This window comes from Clostridium estertheticum subsp. estertheticum (genome assembly GCF_001877035.1).
In the GTDB taxonomy this organism is placed as follows: Bacteria; Bacillota; Clostridia; order Clostridiales; family Clostridiaceae; genus Clostridium_AD; species Clostridium_AD estertheticum.
Map to the genome: position 1 here is coordinate 1490164 of NZ_CP015756.1, position 25781 is coordinate 1515944.

22 protein-coding genes and 1 riboswitch are annotated in these 25781 nt (G+C 32.1%); of the genes, 11 read left to right on the forward strand and 11 right to left on the reverse strand.

Features of this window, described 5'->3' with window-relative positions:
- Positions 1 to 4: 4 nt before the first annotated feature.
- The 3 genes from A7L45_RS06955 to A7L45_RS06965 all read left to right on the forward strand — a co-directional run bounded on the left by A7L45_RS06955 (position 5) and on the right by A7L45_RS06965 (position 2159).
- Positions 5 to 916, forward strand: a complete 912-nt coding sequence (locus tag A7L45_RS06955) for a PTS system mannose/fructose/sorbose family transporter subunit IID (RefSeq protein WP_071612107.1) — start codon at positions 5 to 7, stop codon at positions 914 to 916.
- A 182-nt stretch (positions 917 to 1098) separates the two neighbouring features.
- A complete protein-coding gene (locus A7L45_RS06960; RefSeq protein WP_071612108.1) occupies positions 1099 to 1473 on the forward strand; it encodes a DUF956 family protein in 375 nt (124 codons plus the stop codon).
- A gap of 206 nt (positions 1474 to 1679) precedes the next feature.
- Positions 1680 to 2159, forward strand: a complete 480-nt coding sequence (locus A7L45_RS06965; RefSeq protein WP_071612109.1) for a hypothetical protein — start codon at positions 1680 to 1682, stop codon at positions 2157 to 2159.
- Between the two features lie 171 nt (positions 2160 to 2330).
- Here the strand turns inward: A7L45_RS06965 and A7L45_RS06970 are convergent, their stop codons facing one another.
- Complete coding sequence (locus tag A7L45_RS06970; protein ID WP_071612110.1) at positions 2331 to 4712, reverse strand: homocysteine S-methyltransferase family protein; 2382 nt, start codon at positions 4710 to 4712, stop codon at positions 2331 to 2333.
- The gene (locus A7L45_RS06975; RefSeq protein ID WP_071612111.1) at positions 4693 to 5355 is read right to left on the reverse strand and encodes a vitamin B12 dependent-methionine synthase activation domain-containing protein; all 663 of its coding nucleotides are present in this window, start codon (positions 5353 to 5355) and stop codon (positions 4693 to 4695) included. Before A7L45_RS06975 ends, A7L45_RS06970 begins: the two co-directional genes overlap by 20 nt.
- 146 nt (positions 5356 to 5501) lie before the next feature.
- Positions 5502 to 5608: riboswitch (SAM riboswitch) on the forward strand.
- Between the two features lie 142 nt (positions 5609 to 5750).
- On the opposite strand from A7L45_RS06975, the gene A7L45_RS06980 reads away from it, so the two are divergent.
- From A7L45_RS06980 to A7L45_RS06990, 3 genes are all read left to right on the forward strand, one after another.
- Entirely contained in the window at positions 5751 to 6968 is a 1218-nt protein-coding gene (locus A7L45_RS06980) for a cofactor-independent phosphoglycerate mutase (protein WP_071612112.1), read from the forward strand.
- Between the two features lie 40 nt (positions 6969 to 7008).
- Positions 7009 to 8499 (forward strand): threonine synthase, encoded by a 1491-nt coding sequence (thrC, locus tag A7L45_RS06985; RefSeq protein ID WP_071612113.1) that lies wholly within the window; start codon positions 7009 to 7011, stop codon positions 8497 to 8499.
- A gap of 84 nt (positions 8500 to 8583) precedes the next feature.
- Entirely contained in the window at positions 8584 to 9873 is a 1290-nt protein-coding gene (locus A7L45_RS06990) for a homoserine dehydrogenase (RefSeq protein WP_071612114.1), read from the forward strand.
- A 72-nt stretch (positions 9874 to 9945) separates the two neighbouring features.
- Here the strand turns inward: A7L45_RS06990 and A7L45_RS06995 are convergent, their stop codons facing one another.
- The 6 genes from A7L45_RS06995 to A7L45_RS07020 all read right to left on the reverse strand — a co-directional run bounded on the left by A7L45_RS06995 (position 9946) and on the right by A7L45_RS07020 (position 18343).
- A complete protein-coding gene (locus A7L45_RS06995; RefSeq protein WP_084647374.1) occupies positions 9946 to 10974 on the reverse strand; it encodes a glycosyltransferase family 2 protein in 1029 nt (342 codons plus the stop codon).
- Between the two features lie 223 nt (positions 10975 to 11197).
- Positions 11198 to 12304, reverse strand: coding sequence for a hypothetical protein (locus A7L45_RS24205; RefSeq protein ID WP_338132997.1), 1107 nt, complete (start codon positions 12302 to 12304; stop codon positions 11198 to 11200).
- 206 nt (positions 12305 to 12510) lie between these two features.
- The gene (locus tag A7L45_RS07005; RefSeq protein ID WP_071612115.1) at positions 12511 to 13596 is read right to left on the reverse strand and encodes a tetratricopeptide repeat-containing glycosyltransferase; all 1086 of its coding nucleotides are present in this window, start codon (positions 13594 to 13596) and stop codon (positions 12511 to 12513) included.
- A 320-nt stretch (positions 13597 to 13916) separates the two neighbouring features.
- On the reverse strand, positions 13917 to 16010 hold the full coding sequence (locus A7L45_RS07010; protein WP_071614895.1) for a glycosyltransferase family 39 protein: 2094 nt from the start codon (positions 16008 to 16010) through the stop codon (positions 13917 to 13919).
- Between the two features lie 249 nt (positions 16011 to 16259).
- Complete coding sequence (locus tag A7L45_RS07015) at positions 16260 to 17654, reverse strand: HAMP domain-containing sensor histidine kinase (RefSeq protein WP_372445161.1); 1395 nt, start codon at positions 17652 to 17654, stop codon at positions 16260 to 16262.
- Positions 17648 to 18343: a response regulator transcription factor gene (locus tag A7L45_RS07020; protein ID WP_372445159.1), complete on the reverse strand. Its 696-nt coding sequence runs from the start codon at positions 18341 to 18343 to the stop codon at positions 17648 to 17650. The genes A7L45_RS07015 and A7L45_RS07020 overlap by 7 nt, the downstream gene beginning before the upstream one ends.
- A gap of 357 nt (positions 18344 to 18700) precedes the next feature.
- Here A7L45_RS07020 and A7L45_RS07025 point away from each other — a divergent pair, with 357 nt between their 5' ends.
- Entirely contained in the window at positions 18701 to 20029 is a 1329-nt protein-coding gene (locus tag A7L45_RS07025) for an MATE family efflux transporter (protein WP_071612118.1), read from the forward strand.
- A gap of 60 nt (positions 20030 to 20089) precedes the next feature.
- On the forward strand, positions 20090 to 20695 hold the full coding sequence (locus A7L45_RS07030) for a DedA family protein (protein WP_071612119.1): 606 nt from the start codon (positions 20090 to 20092) through the stop codon (positions 20693 to 20695).
- A 77-nt stretch (positions 20696 to 20772) separates the two neighbouring features.
- Here A7L45_RS07030 and A7L45_RS07035 read toward each other — a convergent pair whose 3' ends face one another.
- Both A7L45_RS07035 and A7L45_RS07040 read right to left on the reverse strand, forming a co-directional pair.
- Positions 20773 to 21504, reverse strand: a complete 732-nt coding sequence (locus tag A7L45_RS07035) for a bactofilin family protein (protein ID WP_071612120.1) — start codon at positions 21502 to 21504, stop codon at positions 20773 to 20775.
- 33 nt (positions 21505 to 21537) lie between these two features.
- A complete protein-coding gene (locus A7L45_RS07040; RefSeq protein WP_071612121.1) occupies positions 21538 to 22158 on the reverse strand; it encodes a YhbD family protein in 621 nt (206 codons plus the stop codon).
- Between the two features lie 207 nt (positions 22159 to 22365).
- Here A7L45_RS07040 and A7L45_RS07045 point away from each other — a divergent pair, with 207 nt between their 5' ends.
- Complete coding sequence (locus tag A7L45_RS07045; protein WP_071612122.1) at positions 22366 to 23625, forward strand: dicarboxylate/amino acid:cation symporter; 1260 nt, start codon at positions 22366 to 22368, stop codon at positions 23623 to 23625.
- Between the two features lie 104 nt (positions 23626 to 23729).
- Here A7L45_RS07045 and A7L45_RS07050 read toward each other — a convergent pair whose 3' ends face one another.
- Positions 23730 to 24287, reverse strand: coding sequence for a helix-turn-helix domain-containing protein (locus A7L45_RS07050; protein WP_071612123.1), 558 nt, complete (start codon positions 24285 to 24287; stop codon positions 23730 to 23732).
- Between the two features lie 232 nt (positions 24288 to 24519).
- Between A7L45_RS07050 and A7L45_RS07055 the strand changes: the two genes are divergently transcribed.
- Together A7L45_RS07055 and A7L45_RS07060 are read left to right on the forward strand one after the other, a co-directional pair.
- A complete protein-coding gene (locus tag A7L45_RS07055; RefSeq protein WP_071612124.1) occupies positions 24520 to 24924 on the forward strand; it encodes a ferritin family protein in 405 nt (134 codons plus the stop codon).
- Positions 24925 to 25136: 212 nt separating this feature from the next.
- Positions 25137 to 25757 carry a DNA-3-methyladenine glycosylase gene (locus A7L45_RS07060; RefSeq protein WP_071612125.1) on the forward strand — a complete coding sequence of 207 codons (621 nt, stop codon included), beginning with the start codon at positions 25137 to 25139 and terminating at the stop codon, positions 25755 to 25757.
- The last annotated feature ends 24 nt before the right edge of the window (positions 25758 to 25781 follow it).

Consider the following 25781-nt stretch of genomic DNA (forward strand, 5'->3'; position numbering starts at 1 on the left):
TAAAATGGTAAATAAATTAAAATTAACAAAAAAAGATCGTATTTCTGTTTGGTGGCATTCAACTTTCATTCAAGGTTCTTGGAACTACGAAAGAATGCAAAACGGTGGCTGGGCATATGCATTAATACCCGCAATCAAAAAATTATATAAGACTAAAGAAGATCGTGCAGCTGCACTAAAACGTCACTTGGAGTTCTTTAACACTCATCCATATGTGGCTTCACCAATCATTGGTGTAACATTAGCATTAGAAGAAGACCGTGCAAATGGTTTACCAATTGATGACATAACTATTCAAGGTGTTAAAATTGGTATGATGGGACCTTTAGCTGGTATTGGTGATCCGGTGTTCTGGTTTACTGTTAGACCGATTTTAGGGGCATTAGCTGGTTCTCTTGCTATGGCTGGTAACATACTTGGACCAATTATCTTTTTCGTAGTTTGGAATGCCATCCGTATGTCATTTACATGGTATACACAAGAGTTTGGTTACAAAGCAGGTTCTAAAATTACTGATGATGTATCAGGTAATTTACTACAAGATGTTACAAAAGGAGCATCCATACTTGGTATGTTCATTTTGGGATCATTAGTTAACAGATGGGTAACTGTTGTATTTACACCTATAGTATCAACAGTTAAGTTAGCTAATGGTGCTTTCATTGATTGGAGCAAAATACCTGCTGGAGCAGAAGGTATTAAACAAGCTCTTTTGCAACAAAAAGGCGGTTTGTCATTAACTCCTGATAAGGTTACTACACTACAAAATAACTTGGATTCTTTGATTCCTGGACTTGCAGGATTAGGATTGACATTACTTTGTATGTGGTTGCTTAAGAAGAAAGTATCTCCAATTACAATTATTTTTGGACTGTTCGCAGTGGGTATTGTTTTCCACTTAATCGGTTTAATGTAATTTTTTTACTCAACCTGGGCTTTTGGCCTGGGTTTTTTTATTACTAAAACTATTTTGATGGTTGTGATTTGTAGTACTTGATTATTTCATCTTAAGAATGTATATTATATATTATAGTCAAGAGGTAAAAAGATTAATTAATAGAAACAAATGTGTGCATAAATAGAAAAGAGGTAGATCGTATGATTCAATCACTCAATACAAAGGTGGATCTAGTAATTGAGGCAACATGGCTTACAGGCTCTACAGATTATGGGAAAATTATGATCGGCGACAAAGGGTTTGAGTTTTATAGTTCTCGTGATTCTCGCAAAAATGTTCAAATTCCTTGGGAAGAAGTTGATAAGGTCATTGCGTCCGTAATGCTAAAGGGAAAGTGGATTCCACGATATGCGATTAAAAATAAGAAAAATGTTAACTATATTTTTTCTTCTAAAGATCCCAAAAGAGTGCTTCGTGCTATTCGAAAATATGTTGACCCAAATAATATGGTTAATTCGTTAAGTTTTTTTGATGTTGTAAAGCGAGCGGTTAAATCGAGATTCAAGAAGAGTTGATAAACTAAAGTATAACATGTTAATTAACACCATAATTAGCATGTTATTTTTTATTGGTAATGCTATATTTATCTTCATAAGATTATGTGCTATTTGATATGATAATCGATATACTATAGTAATAATCTGTATTTAAAAATATAGAAAATATGTTATAATTTTAGTGGTGTTAGTGATGAAAAATGGATTTTTTGGAGGGGATATGAATGGATACTATAATAAAAATAACCCTTATTATGGATATTATTGCTTTTTTAATGATGTCCAGAGAATTATATACAGTAAGCCAACATGGAAAACTTATTATAAACACAAACAAAAATAGAATTTGGGCTACCATTTGGTCTATCCTTTGGGCTGTGATGATTATCTCATGGTGCATATTAGGGTATCTTCATTATATGGATAACACTTATGATAATATTTTAATGGACATATTTTGGATTGAAATCTCAATTTATAATATAATAAGGGGTTCACATAGTTCAGAAATAAGAGAAAACGGGATATATGGCTCTGGAAACTTTTATAAATGGTCTAAAGTTAAAAGTTATAGTTGGATATTACCAACTACTATTCAATTTAAAGTCAGTACATTTTTCAAAACCAATTACAGTTTTGAGTTTACTATAAAAGAAGAATTAAAATCAAAAGTAAATGAAACAGTACAAAAGCACGTTATTTAAAGCTGAATTACGATGGATAATCCCATGAACTTTATCCAGAGCGACTTGAAATAAGAAGAGTAGAAACATTGAAATTTTATATTAGCAAAAGATTAGAATTTATTAATGAAATTTCACGTTTCAAACTCTTATTTCAAGTTACGTCAGATAAAGGTCATAGGGGTAGCACCATCATTCACATTCGAATAATTTTCTGGCAAATTTCACAGTTTGTGTTGCGTCTTTTGCATAATAATCTGCGCCAATCATTTTAGCATACTCTTCATTTAAAACTGCGCCTCCAACAAGAACAGTGCAATCAAGGTTATTGTCACGAAGCGCCTTTATTGTTTCACCCATGCTTCTAACAGTGGTGGTCATAAGTGCACTTAAACCAACTAATTTAATATTACCATTACGTACTGCGTCTACAACAACATCCTCGTGTACATCTTTTCCAAGATCTATTACATCAAATCCATAATTTTCGAGTAGAATTTTAACTATATTTTTACCAATATCGTGAATGTCTCCACGGACAGTTGCAAGAACGATTGTACCTTTACTAATTTTTTTCTCAGTACTTGCCATCATTCTTTCTTTAATTATCTGGAAAGATTTTTTTACTGTATCTGCAGATTGTAACAATTGGGGAAGAAATATTTCTCCACTTTCATATTTTTGGCCTACAATATCAAGTGAGGGGATTAAATAGTTATTTACAACTTCCATTTCAGTCATAGTTTTTAGGAGCTCTTTTGTTATTTTTGAAGCTTCTTCCTTCATACCATCAATAATGATGCTCTTTAAATCTTTATTTGTAGTAATTTCTTTACTTGTCTGTTTTCCCTCATAGGTTGAGTAAATATCTATATATTTTTTTGATGCTATGTCATTATTCCATAAAACATTAAATGCATTAATCGTGGACATCATATCCTCAGATAGAGGATTGAGTATTGGAGCATCAAGTCCAGCAGTTAAGGCAGCAGCAAGGAAGGTTCTATTTAATATTCCCCTACGAGGTAAACCAAAGGATACATTACTTACACCAAGAGTAGTTTTAACGCCTAGTGTGTTTTTAACAAGCTGCACGGCTCTAATAGTTTCTTTAACCTCGCTTTGTTGAGCAGAGGCAGTTAAAACAAGACAATCTATAATAATATCTGATTTATCTATTCCGTATTCGGCTGCTCTTTTAACAATTTTTTGAGCTACCTTAAGTCTACCTTCAGCTGTAGAGGGAATTCCATCCTCATCAATGGTAAGTCCAATTACACATGCACCATATTTTTTAACTATTGGAAATACTGATTCCATTGTTTCATCTTTACCATTAACAGAATTTATTAGTGGTTTCCCGTTATAGATTCTAACTGCTGCTTCAATTACATCAGGCCGTACACTATCAATTTGAAGTGGAAGATTAACAATGCTTTGTAGCTCTTTAATAGTTTCAACCATAACTGCGAGCTCGTCAATTTCCGGAAGTCCTACATTAACATCTAGTATATCTGCTCCTGCATCTCTTTGATTTATGCCTTCTTGTAGTATATAGTCCAAATTATTATTTTTTAATGCTTCTTTAAGCTTTTTTTTGCCTGTAGGATTTATTCGCTCGCCAATAACTCTTATATCTTCTCCAAGTACTACTGTTAAGGAAGGCGAACTAACAGCTGTAAATTTTTTAACATCATGTTTTACAGGTTTCAAATCTTTTAACATATCAGATATATCTTTTATGTGCTGACTTGTGGTTCCACAGCAACCACCTAATATTGTAACACCCATCTCTGCCATGATTTTTGCGTACTGTGCAAACTCATGTGCGTTAACATCATAAAATGCTTCTCCGTTTTTAAGTTTAGGAAGACCAGCATTAGGTTGAACTATAACTGGTATACTTGAGTACTTAAGTATTTCTGTAATTATTGGAAGCATTTCATTTGGTCCGAGAGAGCAATTTACGCCAAGTGCATCTACTCCAAGGCTTTGAATTACATTAACCATAGTTATTGGGTCCGTACCAGTTAATGTTCTTCCATTATCCTGATAAGACATTGTACATATAACTGGCAGACTACTATTTTCCTTTGCTGCAAGAATGGCGGCTTTGGCCTCATAAATATCTGACATTGTCTCGATTATTATTATATCTGCACCTTCTCTTGCACCAATTATAATTTGCTCAGCAAAAGTATCATAGGCATCATTAAATGATAATGTTCCAAGTGGCTCCATCAATTGACCTATGGGCCCAATATCAAGTGCAACAAGTTTATCTTTAGCAGCACTTCTTGCTATCCTTACAGCACTTCCAACAATATCTTCCACACTGTATAATGTATTTTTAAGTTTATATCTATTTGCACCAAAAGTATTGGTGGTTATGACATCACTACCTACACCTAGGTATTCTAAATGTATTTTTTCTATGATTTCTGGGTGCAATACATTATAACTTTCGGGTAATTCACCCCTTTTAATTCCATATTTTTGGAGCATTGTTCCCATAGCACCATCAAATAATAAAAAATCATTAAAATTTATTTTTTTATTCACAACATCCACCATCCTTTCTGAATTCACAACCTACATTTTTACAACTTGCGCATCCAGTACGCTTTTTTAAATTTTTAGTCTTACTAAGGCCTATAAGTGCGGTTACAGATTTCCTTGGAAGCATTATACTATTTTCAGTAATAGATAGTCCTATTTTTTTATATGCATCCAATACATTTAGTATTTCGACTCCATTATCAATAGCGAAGTCTCCATAACCTGGACTATATCTAGTTGTAATATATAGGTCTTCTTTTAATGAATTTTTCATGATTTCATCTTGGAGATCATCACAAACATACTCTATTGCTGTGCTTGCGCAGGCATCCATAATTACACCCTTTGTTATATCAAATCTTGAGTAGTAGGCTAGTCTGCTATCCACAGCCGTTCCGAGAGTCGCAGCCATAACGACGCACTTGTCAGAGTTTATTAGAAGATCTTTTATATCATTATCTTTTAAAACTAAAGTGCTACCTAATAGAAAAAGAAAACCATTTTTTCTTTCAATATCAAAAATTTCATATACTGAACTAGCTTCGCTTATATCAATTATTTCTCTTGTGCATTCATCAATTAAATTTGTCATATTTTTATCTATCTTTTGGTTTTTATATCCCAAATATCTTAAAACTTCATTTTTATCGATTTCCATAGTAGCCTCCACTTAGTTTTATACTAGAATAAGGTATAAATACGATAATTGCAAATATTATATTTATTAATAACATTAAATAGGCCTAGGTTTGCATTGACATTTATATCTGTATGAGTTACAATAAAAAAAATAATTTAATAAATTTCTTATTTAGAGAGGTGGAGGGACTGGCCCTATGAAACCCGACAACCGACATTTTTTTGATGTAATGGTGTCAATTCCTGCAGAACATAGTTCTGAATAATAAGAAATCAGTTTTTTATGTATAGTAATACAGAAAACTGCTTTCTTACTTGAAGGCAGTTTTTTTAATAGGATTAAAATAAAAAAAATTATTAGAAAATTTGAATAATTAAAAAGATTTATACAATAAGCAATAAAGGAGTGTTAATATGAAGTATATCGTAGTACTCGGTGATGGAATGGCAGATTATCCAGTTAAGGAACTAGATAATAAAACACCTCTTCAATATGCAAAGACGCCTGCTATGGACTATATGGCAAAGCATGGTTTGCAAGGCTTAGTTAAAACCGTTCCAAATGGTATGCCAGCAGGAAGCGATACAGCAAATATGACTGTTTTTGGATATGATACAGCTGTGTATTATAGTGGTCGTTCACCTTTCGAGGCAGCAAGTATGGGAATCACAATGTTAGATACAGACGTTACATTTAGATGCAATTTGGTAACAGTGTCGGAAGGCGGGCCATATGAGGAAAAGATTATGCTTGATCATAGTTCGGATGAAATTACAACGGACGAGGCAAGGGTATTAATAAAAGATTTAAGTGAGTATTTAGAGACTGAGTCTATTAAGTTTTATCCAGGGATTAGTTATAGGCATTTAATAATATGGGACAAGGGGCCTTATTCATGGACACTTACACCACCTCACGATATACTAGGTCAAAAGGTAAAAGACTATATGCCGAAAGGGATAGGTAGCGAGATATTCGATTCAATGACAAAGAAAAGCAATAAATTTTTATCAAATCACGATATAAATAAAAAGAGAGTTGCAAGAGGGCTTAAACCAGCCAATTCAATATGGATTTGGGGAGAAGGAAAAAAACCACTCTTATCTAGCTTTTATAAAAAATATAATTTAAAAGGTTCTGTAATTTCAGCAGTTGATTTAGTAAAAGGAATTGGTATGTGTGCAGGAATGGATGTTATTGAGGTAGAAGGTGCCACTGGAAATATTCATACTAACTTTAAGGGGAAAGCAAAAGCAGCTCTTGAAGAATTGAAAAAGGGAAATGATTTTGTTTATGTTCATATTGAGGCTCCTGATGAATGTGGACATAGGTGTGAAATAGAAAATAAATATAAAGCTATAGAGTTTATAGATAACCAGATAGTACAGGTTATTAAAGATGAGATGGAGAAATTAGGTGAAGATTATAAAATGATAATACTTCCAGATCATCCAACACCTCTATCTCTTAGGACACATACAAGTGATCCTGTGCCATTTTTAATATACCAAAGCAATGATGAAAAAGAAAGTGGAAGTGACACTTATAATGAATTTACGGCGAAAGAGACAGGTTTGTATTTTCCAGAAGGATATAAGTTAATGGATTATTTTATAAAAGGCGGAAAATAAGAGAAATTAATATAAAAGATGAAATAGGAGGAATAATATTATGAAGCAAATATATTATAAGAGTACTCGTGGAAATGAAAAACTAGTGAAATCAGCAGAAGCTATTGCAAGAGGTCTTAGCGAAGATGGTGGTCTTTTTGTACCAACATCAATACCAAAACTTAATATAAGCCTTGAAGAATTGAGGGAAATGGATTATAAAAAATTAGCATTTACTATAATGAAGGAATTTTTAACTGATTATGATGAAAAAGATTTATTAGAGTCTATAGAAAAGGCATATGATGAAAAATTTGATACACCAGTTATTGCACCACTAGTAAAACATGGAGAAAATTATTTTCTAGAATTATATCATGGACCAACTTTAGCATTTAAAGATATGGCTTTATCAATATTACCTTATTTATTAAAAAATGCAGTAAAGAAATTAAACATAAATAAAGAAATGGTTATTCTTACTGCAACATCTGGGGATACAGGTAAAGCTGCACTTGAGGGTTTTGCAAATGTAGATGGTACAAAAATAATAGTATTTTTCCCACAAGAGGGTGTAAGCGAAATTCAAAAAAGGCAGATGCTAACGCAATCAGGGGATAATACCTCTGTCATAGGAATTGAGGGGAATTTTGACGACGCTCAAAATGGCGTTAAGAAGATGCTTACAGATGATAGTCTAATTAAGAGATTAGATGATAATAATAAAATGTTTTCATCAGCTAATTCAATAAATATAGGAAGGTTAATACCTCAGGTTGTCTATTATTTTTATGCATATACTCAGCTTTGTAACAAGGGTGAAATAAAAGCAGGCGAAGAGATAAATTTCTGTGTTCCTACTGGAAATTTTGGTAACATATTAGCAGGATATTATGCAAAGAAAATGGGACTTCCAATTAAAAAACTAATTTGTGCTTCAAATGAGAATAAAGTTTTATTTGATTTTATAAATACTGGTACATACGATAGGGTGCGTGATTTTGTAATTACAATGTCTCCTTCAATGGATATATTAATTTCAAGTAACCTTGAAAGACTTTTATATGCTATTAGTGGAGAAAATACATCAAAGATAAAAGATCTTATGGACAAGCTTAAAAAAGATGGTAAATATGAGATTGATGATAATATGAAAGGAGAGTTAAAGGACTTCTACGGGGGTTATGCAAGCGAAGAAGATACTGCAAAAGCAATAACTGCGGTTTATAAAACTACTAATTACGTAATTGATACTCATACTGCAGTCTCTTATGCGGTTTATAAGAAATATTTAGTAGAAACGAAGGATACTACAAAGACAGTTATCGTGTCTACAGCAAGTCCATATAAGTTTACGCCTGATGTTATGAAATCAATAGATTCAAAATACATTGGTTTAAATGATTTTAAATTAATTAAAGAACTTAGTAAATTAACAAAAGAGGATATTCCAGTGGGTATAAAGGATTTAGAAACAAGACCTATACTTCATAAAACTGTTTGCGAAAAAAATGAAATGCAAATACAAATTGAAAAGATTCTTAATATTTAAGGAGAGATTTTCAATATTATAATAAATCAAAAAGTGCAATGATTAATGGTACTTATATAATGGTTTAGGAAAGGAGAGTTCAACATGGAAAAGGTCAAAATAGCAATTTTAGGTTTTGGTAATGTAGGTACGGGTGTGTGGAAAATATTGCTGGAGAATAAAAAAGAAATAATGAAACGTTCAAATTATGAAATAGAGGTAACCAAAATACTTGTAAAAGATATAAATAAAAAGAGAGATATTGCAGTAGCTCCTGGAATATTAACAAATAATATTGATGATATTATTAACGATGAGAGTATAAAGATAGTTGTTGAACTTATTGGTGGATGTAGCGAGGCTAAGGACTATATGATACGTGCAATGAAATCCAAAAAACATATTGTAACTGCTAATAAATTAGCAATTGCAAACTGGAGCAAGGAATTATTTAAAATAGCAGACACCGAAAATGTATTATTTTATTATGAGGCAAGTGTAGCTGGTGGAATTCCAATAATACGTGAAATTAATGAGAGCCTCACAGCAAATAGGATTGAGCAGATAGTAGGAATTATAAATGGAACAACTAATTATATATTAAGCAAAATGACTTTAGATGGAAGTAGTTTCGATGAAGCATTAAAAGAGGCTCAAGATAAGGGCTATGCGGAAGCTGATCCAACTTCTGATGTTGATGGTTATGATGCTGTATATAAGCTTGCCATAATGTCTTCACTAGCCTTTGGAACAGAAGTGGATCATGATTGTATTTATAGAGAAGGAATAAGAAATATAAGTGCTGTAGATATAGAGTACGCTAAAAAATTCGGATATACTATAAAACTTTTAGCAATAGCAAAGGAGATAAATAACAAGTTAGAGCTAAGAGTACATCCAACCCTAATTCCGTCAACTCATCCTATGGCAAATGTAAATGATGTTTATAACTCAATAATGATAAAAGGTAATGCAGTTGGAGAGTTAATGCTATACGGAAAAGGAGCAGGTGATCTGCCAACAGGAAGTGCAGTTGTAGGGGATATAATATCAATACTTCGAAATAATATAAAGCCAGTTGATCTAACAGAGACATCATGCACGGTTGAATTTAAAGAAGTGAAGAAAGCTCGTGAAAATGAATCTGAATTTTATATCAGACTCGATTTTAAGGATAAGGAAGGTGTTTTAGGAGATACAGCAAATATATTTGGAGAAAATAATGTTAGCATTGTATCAATTACTCAAGATGTAGAGCGTGGTGATCATTCCTCGCTTGCATTTATTACACATAAAAGTGAAGAAAAGAACATAAGAAATTCACTTAATAAAATAATACAATTAGATAGCGTAAATAATGTGGAAAGTATAATAAGGATAGAATCATTTAATTAATATTAAATTAACAAAGTCCTCCTGTAAATGAAATATCATTTACAGGAGGACTTTTTGTAATATGAGGTTTATCTAATTACCTATTGATTCGCCTTTTGAAGTGATTTTTAAATCGTATATTTCAGGTGATCTATTTCCTTTAAAAGTTACACTATTTTTAAGTTCATTATAGCTTACAGTGTTTGCTACTATATATAAAGGCCTATTTTTACTCTCCTCAGAAATTCTTGCAATATATTGTCCCATAATAGCCATAAAGCAAAACATTAGGCCAAACATCATTAAGCTAATTGAAAGAATTAATCCTAAGTTTAATATAGCGTTTTCATTAATCATCGAGGTTACAATAGTATCAATTAATAAAATAGTACCTATTAATCCAGTAAATGCTCCAAAGTAGCCAGCAAATATTAATGGTTTATAAGAAAAGGAAGTTATTCCATCAAAAGCTAATGTAAACATTTTTTTAAGAGAATATTTTGTTTCACCAGCAAATCTTTCTTTACGTACAAATTCTACAAAGGTTTGTTTATATCCAATCCAACTAACTAAACCTCTTATATATCTGTTCTTTTCTGGCATTGAGTTTAGAGCATCGCATACTTTTCTGTCGATAAGTCTAAAATCTCCAGTATCAACTGGAATATCTATACTCGTCATGCTTTTAAGTAATCTGTAGTAAGCAGTAGATGTAAATTTTTTAAAAAATGTTTCGCCAACTCTTTTGACTCTTTTGCCATATACTACATCGTAACCTTCCTTCCACTTTGATATCATGTCGATTATAGATTCAGGAGGATCTTGAAGATCGGCATCTATTACAATAACAGCATCACCTATTGCTTGATTCATTCCAGCAGTTATGGCAGCTTGATGTCCAAAATTTCTTGAAAAATTTATAAGCTTTATATTCTTATCTGCCCTGCATATATTTTCTGTTTTATTTCTTGTTGCATCGCGACTTCCATCATTAACAAATAAAATTTCATATTTTCCTTTAGTACTATCCATAACAGATTTTAATCTTTTGTAACTCTCTTCTATAACTATTTCTTCATTATACAAAGGTACTATTACTGAATAAATAATTCCATTACTCATTACTATCATTCCCTTCAAATCAATTTGTTTTAATCAATTTCCAACGTTCTCTATAATTAAAAGTATAAGGAGAAATTGTAGCATCAGTATCAAATCAATATGTGAACTTTATGTGATAATTCATATAAGTATTGTTTATTCTTAAATAAAAAGGCTGCCTATGATAGGCAGCCAATTAAGCTAATGAGATAATTTGATGTTTGTTAAAACCAACTTAACATTGTTAAACAATTCTGAAAATAGATACGGTTCCAATAGGTCCAACTAGACCTACCAATACTATACTAATAGGACCATCTGAGTTGTTAACAAATCTGAAAGTCTCTCCTGCTGTTGCTGCATAAACCCTATTAGAGCCAGTTATTAATGGATTTGTTGCTGTAACAGATATACCGGCAACAATACCACGTAGGGAGGATACTAAATCAACTTCTATAGAGACTGTTCCAGGATTTGGAGTAACAGCGATTTTCCAGTCGATTACATATACACCTGTTGTATTAACTGTAAATACACCTGTTGCTGAATTATAACTTAAATCAGGTCCAACAATAGCTACACTATCGTAAATAATAGTGCCTCCAACTGGAATCGATAATCTATTTGTTGTGATGACGCCATTTGCATAGGAATTAAAACTTGGACCAGTAGCTCCAGTTGAACCAGTTGAACCAGTAGCGCCGGTTGCACCAGTAGCACCAGTAGCACCAGTAGCACCAGTAGCACCAGTAGCACCAGTAGCACCAGTAGCACCAGTAGCACCAGTAGCACCAGTAGCACCAGTAGCGCCGGTAGCACCAGTAGGACCAGTAGGACCAGTAGGACCAGTAGGACCAGTAGGACCAGTAGGACCAGTAGGACCAGTAGGGCCGGTTGGGCCAGTAGCACCAGTAGGACCGGTTGGGCCAGTGGGACCAGTAGGGCCGGTTGGGCCAGTAGCACCAGTAGGGCCGGTTGGGCCAGTAGGACCAGTAGCACCGGTAGGGCCGGTTGGGCCAGTAGGACCAGTAGCACCAGTAGGACCGGTTGGGCCAGTAGGACCAGTAGCACCAGTAGGACCAGTTCGTCCAGTAGGACCAGTTTCACCAGTAGGACCAGTAGGACCAGTAGGGCCAGTTCGTCCAGTAGGGCCAGTAGGTCCAGTTGGGCCAGTAGGTCCAGTTGGTCCAACTATACATTTCACACAATCGGGATGGCAAGGATCGCAAGGGTCGCAACATTTGTGTTTGTCACAGCCATCGTGTTTGTCACAGCAATTGTGTTTGTCATCAGAATGTTTTTTTTCTTTAATAAAATAGTCATAAGTTTCATCTTCTTTATTTTTACTCAATATATACACCTTCCTTATTATTAATACTCTATTTATTTAAAATTCTTGTAATTTCTTTTATTTAGAATGCTTGTACTTTTTATTTAAAGCTTGTACTTTCTTTATATAGTATGCAGATATCTTGTTTTGTGTTAAACATATATATTAAAAAATATAGATTAGATTATAATCTATATTTTTATATAATATAAGTGAAATAAATATATTTATAAACTTTCTAAATATATTTTATGATTGTTTAATAACCTTTCATCATTAGGCGCAAGCTTAATCGCAAGCTCTGAGAATTCTATTGCCTTATCTATCATATTTAAATTATAGCATCCTAAAGCTGCCAAATCATAAGGAGTATAGTCCCAAGCATTTGCATCGTTAGCAAAGGTAAATGATTTTTCCTTGATTTTTAATGCCTCAGTTGCATAATAATAAACACTAGACCAATCCGCCTCTCTGTAAGCTAGTAAAGACAGGTCTATATATGGCTCCCTCGATAAAATAGATTCACTTATTGCTTTGTGAAACCACTTTTTACCATTTAAAAATTCTCCCTTTTCACAATATGATTTTCCAATAAATCTCATGGAAGAGGATCTTTCATCTTCCCAATTTGATGTTGGTAGTGCTAAATACTTTTTTAAGGTTGAAATACAATCGTCCCAACTACTTTCAAACATATATTCGCGGCCAAGATAATATAGGTTTCTACTACTGTTAGGGTTTTCTTCCATAGCCAATTTTAATAATGGAAGATTTAAACTTCTGTTTTTCGATCTATCTGGATAATGATTGTACACCAGGCCTTTAATATAGACTTCTTTTTCCTCTTTATCACCTATATATTCTAAAATTTCATGTGTTGGATATATCCATTTATATCCGTGTCTTGCATGAATTCTTGACCAGGTATATTGTACGGCTGGTGAGCCATCTGCATTAAAGCTCCAATTATACAGATATGAACCTCTTGTGGTTTCTTTTTTCCATGAATTTTCTAGACAATCTCTCCAACCATCCTCTATAACATCATCAAGATCAGAGGATACACAAATATCTATATCGCCAGGAATAAATTTTAAACATTCATTTCTTGAGTAATCAAATCGAAATGGAGTAGCAATAAGCGAATAAACAATAGCACCTCTTTCTTTTAGCTTGTTAATTGTATTATCGGTAGAACCTGTATCTACAACTACAACAATGTCAGCACTTTCAACATGATCCATCCAACGATCAACAAATTTCTCCTCGTTTTTACAGATTGCATATACACAAATTTTATATTTATTACTCATGTAAAAACCTCCAATTAAACAATTAGTTATAATACATTCCATTATATGATTATAAATAATTAGCGGTGACATAGCATTGCTCATAATACATTACACTTATTCTCAAAACTAAAAAACAACCAACAAATTGTTGATTGTTTTTTAGTTACTTTGATCATTAAGTAAATGAATTCTAAATGAGTAAAGCAAATCGATTATAACTATAAAATACATTGATGTACCCTCATCTTTCTTGCTCCTTTAAATTTTTTAGTAAAAGTAGATTCTATATATTTTCATACAGAATCTGCTTTTTAAAATAAGGCTAATTATAATTAATATTATTTTGTAGTATCAGCACCTTTTAAATCATATAATGCTTCAGATGTTTGACGTCCAAATTTTTGAGGCATTGAATTCGATGTTTTTGTAGTAGTTGTTACTGCAGCTTTGCTAGTTGTTGTTTTAGTAGTTGTGGTATCTTTCCATTTACTCTCTGGAACTAGTGTGCCAGCCTTTTTAGCCCATGTCATAATATCGCTAGTTGAGCCACCACCGCCACCTTGGCCTCCAATCATTACATATCTAACTCCTCCACTTTTAACTAGTGCTTTAAACTGAGCAAGTGTTATTGCTTTATCAGTTCCAAAGAAGCCCCAAGTCATTACAGATTCGCCAGTTTTAATTATTATATCTGATGCAACACCGCTAGCTGATGAAGTTACAAGGATATATTTTTCAGTTGTTTTATTAGCTAGTAAGAATTTTGTTAACTTATCATTACTAGAATCACTTAAAGAACCCATACCTGTATTTTCACTTTTACTGCTAGAAATTAAACTTAGTCCAGCAGCTGGGAATGTTCCTGATTCAGCTCCAAATAAAGTAGTTGCAGACCAAACAGTAGGGGTTATTAGTAGCCCTATTAAAGCAGTGCCAACTAATATCTTCGAAAGCTTCAAATTATTATTTTTCTTTAACTTAAGAATAATAAGCATTATTGAAGATGCAAAACATAAAATAGATAAAGCTATCATTAAAATCTTAGTAATACTAGAAGTACTGTAGAAGTAAGATAAAACAAATAACTGAAGTGCTCCATCTACAATAAGTGTTACTGGTAAGATCCAAGATTTCCATCCGCATTCTGCAAGCAGTTCCCACATAGAAACAATTCCGATTCCTGCGAGCGCCGCAATTGGTGCAGCAAGCATAGTTAAGTAATAAGGATGAAATAAACCTGTTGTGAAACTGAAATATATAAATTCAGGGATTAACCACATTGACCATAATAGTAAATCTAATTTTCTCTTGTTATTAAAAGCAGGCTTGAATTTTTCTTTTAATATTGCTGCGAGGAATCCAAGTACTGCAATAGGGAATAACCATATTATTTGATCAGACATACCAGTAGTAACAAACAATCTTGTAACGCTTGATACTGCGCTACCACCCATACTGCTGTTACCACCACCAGATTTTCCACCTGTTGGCATTTTACCACCACTTGGCATTCCACTAGGTCTAGTTCCTGTAGGGGGAGTACCACCTTGAGCGTTTGTATTACTAGCTGTAGGGCTTGTCTTGCTTCCTTGGGTTATTTTAACTTGAGTTTTAGCTCTACCGCCACCCATGGTAGTACTGCTTCCAATTCCAAGTCGTTCAAGTCCATTATGCCCAATTATAAGTTCTAGTTCTGAGTTATTTGTACTACTTCCAACATAAGGCCTATTTGCAGCAGGTATTAAATCTACTACTATTGCCCATGAGAATGAAACAACAAGTAATACAAGGGTTCCACATATAAGATGAATTATTCTCTTTTTAAGAGAAATTGCACTTGATAGGAGGTAAACTAAGTATATAGCTGGTACAACCATATAAGCTTGAAGCATTTTTATGTTAAAACCAACACCTACAATAGCTAAACTTATTAGAAGATATTTAAATTTTCCTTTCTCGGCAGCTATAGAAATAAACCAACATGCGATTAGAAGAGTTAAAACTAGTAAGTTATCGCAAGTATTATTTCTACTTACGGCAACAAATATTGGGGTTGTTGCAAGAAATAATGCTGAGAGAAGACCAGCCGCACGTCCGAAAGATCTCTTAACAATTTTGTATATTACAAAAACTGAGATTACTCCTGCAATAGCCTGTGGAAGAAGAATACTCCAGCCACTATATCCAAAGATTTTAGCAGATATTGCTTGAAGCCAAAAACCTAGAGGCGGTTTATCAATGGTCACAAAGCTCGCTGGGTCAAAAGATACGAAAAAGAAATTTTTCAAACTCATAGTCATACTTTTTACACCAGAGGCATAATATAGATTTGAATATCCCTCTATGCTTAGATTAGCAAAATTTAAGATTGCGGATAATATTAATATTAATGACAGTAAAATATTTTCTTTAGTAAGTTTTATTTTTTTCATTTTAATTTGCTCCTTTTTAGAATGGTTTGACCATAAAATAGGCCTTTCCATAATTAGTTTTAGTGTATACTTTTATCCCCCCATTTTATTTCAAATACAGATATATTATTTCTAAGTGGACTACTTGCTTCTCTATAAATAAGATTATAATCATAAATTGTAGTAGTAGTATCAAATAATTATGTGAGCTTTATGTGATTATAAATTACATAAGAAAAAGCAATCAACATGTCTGCTGATTGCTTTTATTTACAGAGGATATTTAATTGAAAAACTAACACCGACATCTCTATTTGTGACTTCTATCTCTCCATTATAATAATTTATAATTTTTTTGCAAATGGCAAGACCAAGTCCAAATTTGCCAGTCTTATCTTTGTAGAAATTGTCAAAAATGTGAGACAGATGTTCTTCAGGGATATTGGGGCCATCGTTATAGATCTCAACTACTGCAAAAATACCTTCCTTTTTTAGTGTTACACATATTTTTTCCTTAGCGTATCTAAGGCTATTATCTAATATGTTTTCAATAGAAACTTGAACTTTATCTGCATTCCCAGTAATAATTGCTTCTTCAATGTTTAAATCCCATTGTATATTACTATTAACTACTTCAAATCTATTTGTAATATGGTAAAGCAAGCGTTGCATATTAATTTCAATATTTTCAAAGTTGTTTTCTAAAACATAATCAAGAGTATTCAAATATAACATTTGTTTAACTTTCTTTTCGAGCCTTAGAGCTTCATCTCTTATTATCTGTGCATTTTGCTCCACTGATTCCACATATACACCATCAATTATTGCCTCAGCATGACTCATAATTACCATAATTGGTGTTTTTAAATCGTGAGATATGCTTTGTAGAAACAGTTTCTCTTCTTCATCCCCACGTTTTAATTCTTTTCGCATCATATTCATAGAGTTTGCGAGTCTTCCAATTTCGTCCTCATTTTTAACATTGATAGGCTCTTCCCAATCTTTATGGGATATTCTAATAGTATAATTTTCAAGCTCTTTAAGTGGTTTTGAAATATAGGTTGCAACCAGTTTAGCACAAAGAAAACCAATAGCTATAAATAAGACCCCTATTCCAAGCATCGTGTAAAGCAAGACACTATCTTGTTTTTCGGGCACATAACTTATCAAATATGATCTTCCAGAGGTCCCATATTTAATTGAACTTATAAAGAAAATAAATTTAGTATTATTGTATGATTCTTTAACTTTTTTTTCATAAAGGGTGCCTGGTGTAATGTAACCTGCCATCCACATTTTAATGTTCTTCTCATTAAGTCTAAAGGGTGACTTAACGTTACCCGGAGAACCTGGTGGTGCTCCGTGGGCTTTATTTACATTTATAATTTCAGCTTTATTATTTTTATCTACAGTTACAATATAATAATCGTTATCCTTAAGAGTTTTTATTCCGTCATATCTATTAGGTTGGGTAAAATTATTAGTTTTCAATAAATAAGCATGAGATACTTTTAAATCTTGAGTTATACCTTTTTCAGTTATAGTTCTAAAGGCAACAAGGTAAAAGATTGAAATACTAAAAATTATTATAAGTATTATTGCTGTAAAGGTTGTCCATATTCTCATGGTTAATGATTTAAATTTATAATTAAATTTTTTCATGATTTGTAAACTAATTTATAGCCATATCCATACACGGTCTCTATTGTGAATTTATCTATTTTTTTTCTAAGGCGCCTTATAACGTCATCAACAACTCTATCTGAGCCAAAGTAATCATCGCCCCATACATTATCTAATATCTGTTCTCTAGACACCAAATTATTTTTATTTTCAATAAAATAATAAAGTAGCTCAAATTCTTTTTTAGTTAAAACAATCTCGTCGCTCCCTATAAAAACAGTTCTTTGTTTCTTGCTAATACAATATCCTGCCATGTTTAAGTCATCACTTATTGATGTAACATCTGCCTTATTTGTGCCAGAAATTCTCTCTAAAAGTTTATTAGTTCTAATAATAAGTTCTCTAGGTAAAAATGGTTTTGACAAATAATCATCGCTACCAAGCTCAAGGCCAACCACACGATCAAGTTCCTCATTTCTTGCAGACATAAAAATAACAGGAGTATTTTTATTAAAGGCCTTAATAGCTTTAATAATTTCATAGCCATCAATATCTGGAAGCATTATATCTAATATCCAAAGATCGGGCATATCTTTAATTCTTGCTATTGCAGGATTACCAGTAGAAAAAGTAGTTACTTCGTACCCTTCACGTTCCAAGTATTTTTCAAGTAAAAGATTTAAATTTATTTCATCTTCAACAAGATATATTATTTTTGACAAGTGTATCATCCCCCGATTTAATAGGTGCTAAGACCTATAATTTACAAAACAACTAAATAAACACCATATAATACCTTATATTTTATATTCTATCATACAATTCTCAAAACATTTCTGATTATTTATGTAAAGATTATGTGTTTTATGAAATAATAAACTGAATTTTGATTGCTAGACAAGTGTATAAATACAAGTTTGTTTTGTGATTAGACATATTAATATGTAGAGTTACAGAGTATAATGGAGATTATTACTCCTGAGTGAATGTTGTACTTTTCTCAAAGAAAATCTGAGATAGCCACAAAAAAAGACTCTTCTAAAATTATTTAATTTAATTTACTTTAAAAGATTGGATGTGTTTTTAAATTGATTACAGATATGACGAAAGGAAATATACCAAAACATTTAGTTGGATTTGCAATACCTTTAATACTTGGAAACCTTTTTCAACTTAGTTATAATGCAGCAGACTCTATTATAGTGGGGCGGTATGTTGGCACAAATGCATTAGCGGCAGTCGGTACGGCTAATCCTATTATGAACATTGCAATGTTTTTTATTATAGGGATTTGTATGGGTGCTTCTGTATTAATGAGTGAATATTTTGGACAAGGTGATAAGAAAAAGCTTAAACGTGAAATATCTACAACGTTTATAGCTGGTTTTATTTTTACAGTAATTATTATAATTGGTTGTATTATTTTGACTAGGCCAATTCTCTTAATGATAAATACTCCAATTGAAATATTAGGGGATGCAACAAGTTACTTAAGAATAATATTTTGTGGATTAGTATTTACCTTTTTATATAATGTTTATGCTGCAACTCTTCGTAGTATGGGAGATTCAAAAACACCATTATTATTTTTAATAATATCTTCAGTCTTAAATGTAGTTATGGATATTATTTTTGTAGTGTATTTGCATATGGGGGTTAATGGAGCAGCAATAGCGACGGTTACTGCAGAAGTGATTGCGAGTGTTCTTTGTATTTCATATGCTTATAGAAAATTCCCAATACTTAGATTTTCAAGAAAAGAGCTTATTATAGATAGAGCTTTACTTAAAATTACAATTAACTATAGTTGGGTTACAGCTATGCAACAGACATGCCTTTATGTTGGGAAAGTATTTGTTCAAGGAGCAGTTAATCCTCTAGGCGTAGAATCTATTGCTACCTTTAATGCAGTAAACCGTGTAGATGATTTTGCTTTTGCACCAGAACAAAGCATTAGTAACGGAATGACTACCTTTCTCGCTCAGAATAGAGGAGCTAAAAAAAATGAACGTATAAAGCAAGGCTTTTGGTATGGAATGAAGATTGAGTCTTTATATTGGCTTTTGCTTCTAGTGGTAATATACTTTGGAGCGCCACATATAATGAATTTATTTGTTCCAGAGAAGAATTCGAAGGTAGTAGAACTAGGAGTAACGTATCTTGAAATGATGGCATTTTTCTATTTGCTTCCAAGTTGGACAAACGGAATACAAGGATATTTCAGGGGTATGGGTGATTTAAAAGTTACATTAAGGTCAACATTTATACAAATGGTTGGAAGAGTATCATTTACATATTTATTGGCTCCTAAATATGGTATTGTAGGGGTTGCCCTAGCCTGCCTTGCTGGATGGATTATTATGCTGGCATATGAAGTTCCGCTTTGCATTAAACACAGGAAAAACTATAGATTCTAAAATAATTACTATCAAAAGATTTATATTTGTAACAAGTTTTTGAATTTACGGGAGGTAAATATGGTAGAAAGTTTAATTAACATGGTAATTTTAGTTATGGGTAAATTGGGGTATTTAGGTGTTTTTGTATTTATGGCTCTTGAAAGCGCATGCATTCCAATACCTAGTGAGGCAATACTTCCTTTTGGTGGTTATTTAAGCTATATAGGAAGATTGAGCATAATCCCAACAATAATTATAGGAACGCTTGGAGGGACATTTGGTTCAATCTTAGCTTATTATTTAGGAAAATTAGGTGGAAGGCCTTTAGTTGAGAAATATGCATCTTTTTTACATTTATCAAAATCAAGTTTAGATAAAAGTGATGCATACTTTAAAAAATATGGTGAGAAAATTGTATTTTATTCAAGGTTACTTCCTATAGTAAGAACTTTTATTTCACTCCCCGCAGGGATAAGTAATATGGACTTTAAAAAGTTCACAGTGTATACCTTTTTTGGTTCATTAATTTGGAGTACTTTACTTGGGTTTACTGGCTATTACATGGGTGCGAACTGGATTATAATTAGGCCGTGGTTTCATTATGCAGATATTGTTGTGGTAGTCGTAATAGTAGGACTTATAGGATACAAATTAATGACAATAAAAAAAGTGAAAAAATTGTAAAATAATATTATGACTTAAAACATTTCCATATAAGTACCGAACGCAAGCGACTTATATAAAAATGTTTTAAGTTATTTTTATATCTTCTTTTGATCTTTAACTATAGAGGAGTCTGAAATGTTAATCTCATCTTTATACTCTATGAGACCAATATTACAACCTGTACCTATTGTAATATTATTTCCTCTTACTATATTAACATTTGTGTTTTGAAGATAGATATCATCTCCTTCTATTAGATCTGTAGTTAATTCAGCTTTGGTATTGAAAATTTTGTCAATTGCTTTTCTAAATATAGAGTTGTTCATAGGATTAACTCTTATGTCAATATGCTCGCCCCCAATTTCTTTAACAAAACAGTTACCACCCAGTCTAATAGTTATTTGTCCCGCATTTAATAATTCTTGTATTTTAAAACCACCATTAGCATTAAAACATTCTGCTTCACAATTTTTTCCTATAATTACTGAGCCTGATATATTAACCTCTTGTGCGTATAGGTTTCCGTCTATATGAGTTGACCCGCTTATGCTTACGTTCTCACTTTTAAGATTACCTATGACATGAGTTGATCCACTTATCTTAATGTCTTTTACTTCTACATTACCTTCAACTTTTGAAGAACCACTAATTTTTATAGTTTCTGCTTTTAGGTTACCTATAACTTTTGAGGAACCACTACTTTTAAAGTAAACACAGTCTAAATCACCAGTGATTTTCCCAGATCCGCTTATAAATACATCATTATATTTTCCTCCACCTGAGATTCCTGATCCTGACATTTTTAAATTATTATTCATATTTTCCATGTTAAATCCCTCCTTAAATTTATTAATGAATTGTTACATCTTAATTTTAAGTTCTTCAATGCACGATGAAATATTAAGTCCTAATATTATTTTTGAATACTTGTCTATATAAAATTCATTTGGCTTTGTTATTAAAAAACATAACGTGATTCCAAATTTGCGTATAAAAATCACCTCGCAATTTTTCCCATCCAACAATGTATAATTCTCTTCTAAAGTCTCTAACATAAGTTTACTTTCATCTATTGATACATTCCCTGATAATAAGCTTTTTTCTAATAATAAAATATATAAGATTTTTTGAAAAGAAAATATTTTTATCTCTCCATAGATATTTTTATATGTTGTTAATGTTTGCCTTGTAACAATGTTCTTGGTTAATAAATCATCTTCACTTAAAAATACATCTGCTAATTGTGGTGAAAACATTTGTGCCAGGTCATCTAATGATATGCCATCCTTCATATTTAAAATCTTTTCTATCCTGTCTAATATTTTTAACCTTGGAAAGTAGGTTTCTTGACCAGTATAGCTGGATTTTTTTATAAACCATTCTTCAGGTATAAGGTTCTTTCTTTTCCATCTATATAACTGTCCATAGGAAACATTAGTGACCTCGAGTAATTCTTTTTTTGTTATTAAATCCTCGTCCATATTTGATCTCCTTTTGTAATTATATATAATACTATTTTTTCTAATATATGCAGTGTAACATAACATTGTTACGTTGTAAATAGAAAACTAAATTTAAATTCCCCACAATTATTTATTTAATAGTAACCCTATTTTATAAATTTTAATGTAAAATAGATATGAAATCCATTATAATATAGACTAAAATTTAATATGAGGGAGTTACAGATGAAGAAGTTATTCAAAAACTATAAATCAACAATTATTCTTTTAGGGTCAGTTATACTTGGAGGGATTATAGGGATCGTAATGGGCCCAAAATCTTCTGTATTAGAACCTTTTGGAAAATTATTTATAAATCTAATGTTTATGATTTTGGTCCCATTAGTATTTTTTAGTGTTTCCTCTGCTATGGCAAATATTAGTGGAATGAAAAGACTAGGTAAAATTATGGGAAGTATAGTGTTAGTATTTTTATCTACAGCACTTATTGCGGCGATTATTGGAACCATAGCTACCCTTATTATGAAGCCAACGAGTGGTCTTCATATAGATATGTTTAAAAGTTTAATGAAGAGTGCTGTGGGAACTCAAACTATTGAAAAAGTTTCATTTTTAGATCAACTTGTGAATACATTTACTGTTTCAGATTTTGTTGATTTACTCTCAAGAAAGAATATGTTACAACTTGTTGTATTTTCAATTATTTTTGGAATTTCAGTTTCTCTTTCTGGAGAAAAAGCAAAATCGCTTGCGAGGTTACTTGAGGCCGGTTCGATTACAATGATGAACGTTGTTAAAATCATAATGTATTATGCACCTATTGGTTTAGGGTGTTATTTTGCTTCGATGGTAGGCCAACTTGGCGGTCAAATTCTAAATGGATATTTAAAAATATTTGTATTATATTTAATCATTTCTGTAATTTATTATTTTGGATTTTTTAGTCTGTATGCTTTTGTTGCAGCTGGTAAAAATGGTGTAAGAATATTTTGGGAAAATGCTGTTACACCTTCAGTCACAGCGTTAGCAACTTGCTCTAGTGCGGCTTGTATACCAGCTAACTTAGAAACTGTAAAAAAAATTGGTGTGCCGTATGATATTGCAGAGACTGTAATTCCACTTGGTGCAAACATGCATAAGGATGGGTCTGTATTTGGTGGGGTTATGAAAATTACACTTTTAATGGGCTTATTTGGTAAGGATATGACTAGTGTTAGCTCAATACTTGGTATTATAGGTGTTTCACTTCTAGTAGGGGCGGTTATGGGTGCTATTCCTAGTGGTGGAATGATTGGTGAAATGTTAATATTAAGTGTATATGGTTTGCCACCAGAGGTTCTTCCAATTATTGCAGTTGTTAGTGTAATTATAGATGCACCAGCAACGCTACTTAATTCTACAGGAAACACGGTATGTTCTATGCTTGTTACTAGACTAGTAGAAGGTAAGAACTGGTTGAAACATAATAAAAAAATTGCTAGTTAAACGAGTATATAAATAAGATATTGAATTATTATATAATTCATATAAATATGAAAATGGAGCCTCGCGTGAGATAAATTCCACAGCGGAGCTCTCTTTTTTAATTATTAATCAATTTTACAAATTGGTAATAGCGTTGGAGGAGTTAGCGCTATAATAATTTTAGCTGGGGTATCATCAACATTTTGACAAAGATGAGGGTAGGTACTATCTAGGTGAATACTATCTCCTACTTCTAGGGTGGATGAGAAATCACCTTGTGTTATTTTAACTTTCCCTATTAGCACAGTAATAAATTCTTCGCCATCATGGGTATGAGTGCTATTACCTGCTTGATAACCGGAAGGAAGATTAACCATTAATACTTGTAATTGACGACCAAAAGCTGCTGATAATACCTCTACTTCGGGGCCCTGTGCTAACTTTATTTTTGGCCTAAAATCTTTCCTTACTAGCTCCGGTTTAAACAATTGATCTTCTACAAAATTTTTTATTGGAATGTTAAGTGCAAAAGAAATTTTTTTAAGACTTTCTAATGAAAGTGAAACTTTATCATTTTCAACTTGGCTGATGAATCCACAGGATAATCCAGTTTCCTTAGCTAATTTGGAAATGTTCATATTTATTTGTTGCCTGTAATTTCTAATTTTATTTCCGATAGACATTATATAACACTCCTTAAATAGTTTAGTGATACAAAATATTATTTATTATTACTAAAAAATGTTGACACAGATAAAAACATTTGGTAATATTAAATAAATGTTAGTAGTACTAATATATTATTATCTACAGCAAAATGCAAGCTAAAATAATGTAGATTTAATATAAACAAGTTTAGTAAGGTAAAAATAATTACATTAATCAAATGAAATTATTAAATCAGGAGGTTATTATATGAGTATTTATGGAGTAACAAAAGGCACAAAATTTGAAGAACAAGTAGATAAAAATGGAAAGGGTGAAGAACAAGGCGCAGGAATGTATGCAGGTTTAGCATTCCTTGCTAAGGAAAGAGGTCTTGATGAATTATCAGAAGTCCTTCTAAAAATAGCAGTAGACGAAATGCGCCATGCAGGTATATATGCAGTTCTTAATGGTCACACCAACCAAGATATTTTTGAATTTTTAAAAAAGATTGCACCAGCTGAAAGTAATGCTTTTGTAAAATTAAACCAGTTTGCAAGTCAGGTACGGGAAATCGGACTTGAAGATGCTGCAAAACAAATAGAATCAATTGCAATGGATGAACGCCATCATGGAGAGTTACTTGTAAAGCTAGTTGATAAAGAGTCTAAATAACAATTATATTATAATAAACATAGGCATACTAAAACCATAAGATTTATGTTATGGAAGTGGTATGTCTATTATTTTACCAATTATTAAGTAGAAGATAGATGCTTGCCAGCTTTATATACTTTCTAATATATGAGATAATAGACTTAAAGCATGAAAGTTATCACTAGGATAGTAAAGGTTATGGTAGATATATTTATTAGGAGGGGTTTGTTATAAAACTTACTAGAGAATTTTATGCTAGAGAGACTTTGCAGGTTGCGAGAGAACTACTGGGAAAAATACTTGTGCATGAAATTAATGGAGCAAAACTTATGGGAAAGATAGTTGAAACAGAAGCGTATATTGGGTCAATTGATAAGGCTTGCCATGCTTATGGAGGAAAACATACACCTAGAGTTGAAACTTTATACGGCATGCCTGGCATAGCATATGTATATTTTATTTATGGAATGTACCATTGCTTTAATGTAATAACAAAGGAAGAAGGGTTTCCAGAAGGGGTTTTAATAAGAGCTATTGAGCCAATAGGTGACCTTGATGAAATGGCAAAATTAAGATTTAAGAAAGATTATAATGAATTAACAAAAGTTCAAATTAAAAATTTAACCACAGGTCCATCTAAGTTATGCATAGCTATGAATATAAATAAAGAAAATAACCAGCAAGATTTGTGTACAAGTGAATTATATATTGAAGAGTCAATGGATAAAGAAAAAATACAAATTATAGAAGATAAGAGAATTGGTATTAATTATGCAGAGGAAGCAGTAGACTTTTTATGGAGATTTTATATAAAAGACAATATTTGTGTATCTGTTAAACATAGAGTTTGACAGTATAATAAGACTGAAGGGAAG

Excerpts from the sequence above, each read along its gene's own strand:
- A7L45_RS07055 (WP_071612124.1), top strand. The coding sequence starts at position 24,520 with ATGAGTATTTATGGAGTAACAAAAGGCACAAAATTTGAAGAACAAGTA.
- A7L45_RS07020 (WP_372445159.1), bottom strand. The coding sequence starts at position 18,343 with ATGATACACTTGTCAAAAATAATATATCTTGTTGAAGATGAAATAAAT.
- A7L45_RS07030 (WP_071612119.1), top strand. The coding sequence starts at position 20,090 with ATGGTAGAAAGTTTAATTAACATGGTAATTTTAGTTATGGGTAAATTG.
- A7L45_RS06965 (WP_071612109.1), top strand. The coding sequence starts at position 1,680 with ATGGATACTATAATAAAAATAACCCTTATTATGGATATTATTGCTTTT.
- A7L45_RS07050 (WP_071612123.1), bottom strand. The coding sequence starts at position 24,287 with ATGTCTATCGGAAATAAAATTAGAAATTACAGGCAACAAATAAATATG.
- A7L45_RS07005 (WP_071612115.1), bottom strand. The coding sequence starts at position 13,596 with ATGAGTAATAAATATAAAATTTGTGTATATGCAATCTGTAAAAACGAG.
- A7L45_RS06955 (WP_071612107.1), top strand. The coding sequence starts at position 5 with ATGGTAAATAAATTAAAATTAACAAAAAAAGATCGTATTTCTGTTTGG.
- A7L45_RS06995 (WP_084647374.1), bottom strand. The coding sequence starts at position 10,974 with ATGAGTAATGGAATTATTTATTCAGTAATAGTACCTTTGTATAATGAA.
- A7L45_RS07040 (WP_071612121.1), bottom strand. The coding sequence starts at position 22,158 with ATGGACGAGGATTTAATAACAAAAAAAGAATTACTCGAGGTCACTAAT.
- A7L45_RS07045 (WP_071612122.1), top strand. The coding sequence starts at position 22,366 with ATGAAGAAGTTATTCAAAAACTATAAATCAACAATTATTCTTTTAGGG.
- A7L45_RS06975 (WP_071612111.1), bottom strand. The coding sequence starts at position 5,355 with ATGGAAATCGATAAAAATGAAGTTTTAAGATATTTGGGATATAAAAAC.
- A7L45_RS07035 (WP_071612120.1), bottom strand. The coding sequence starts at position 21,504 with ATGGAAAATATGAATAATAATTTAAAAATGTCAGGATCAGGAATCTCA.
- A7L45_RS06960 (WP_071612108.1), top strand. The coding sequence starts at position 1,099 with ATGATTCAATCACTCAATACAAAGGTGGATCTAGTAATTGAGGCAACA.
- A7L45_RS06970 (WP_071612110.1), bottom strand. The coding sequence starts at position 4,712 with ATGGTGGATGTTGTGAATAAAAAAATAAATTTTAATGATTTTTTATTA.
- A7L45_RS06980 (WP_071612112.1), top strand. The coding sequence starts at position 5,751 with ATGAAGTATATCGTAGTACTCGGTGATGGAATGGCAGATTATCCAGTT.
- A7L45_RS06990 (WP_071612114.1), top strand. The coding sequence starts at position 8,584 with ATGGAAAAGGTCAAAATAGCAATTTTAGGTTTTGGTAATGTAGGTACG.
- A7L45_RS07010 (WP_071614895.1), bottom strand. The coding sequence starts at position 16,010 with ATGAAAAAAATAAAACTTACTAAAGAAAATATTTTACTGTCATTAATA.
- thrC (WP_071612113.1), top strand. The coding sequence starts at position 7,009 with ATGAAGCAAATATATTATAAGAGTACTCGTGGAAATGAAAAACTAGTG.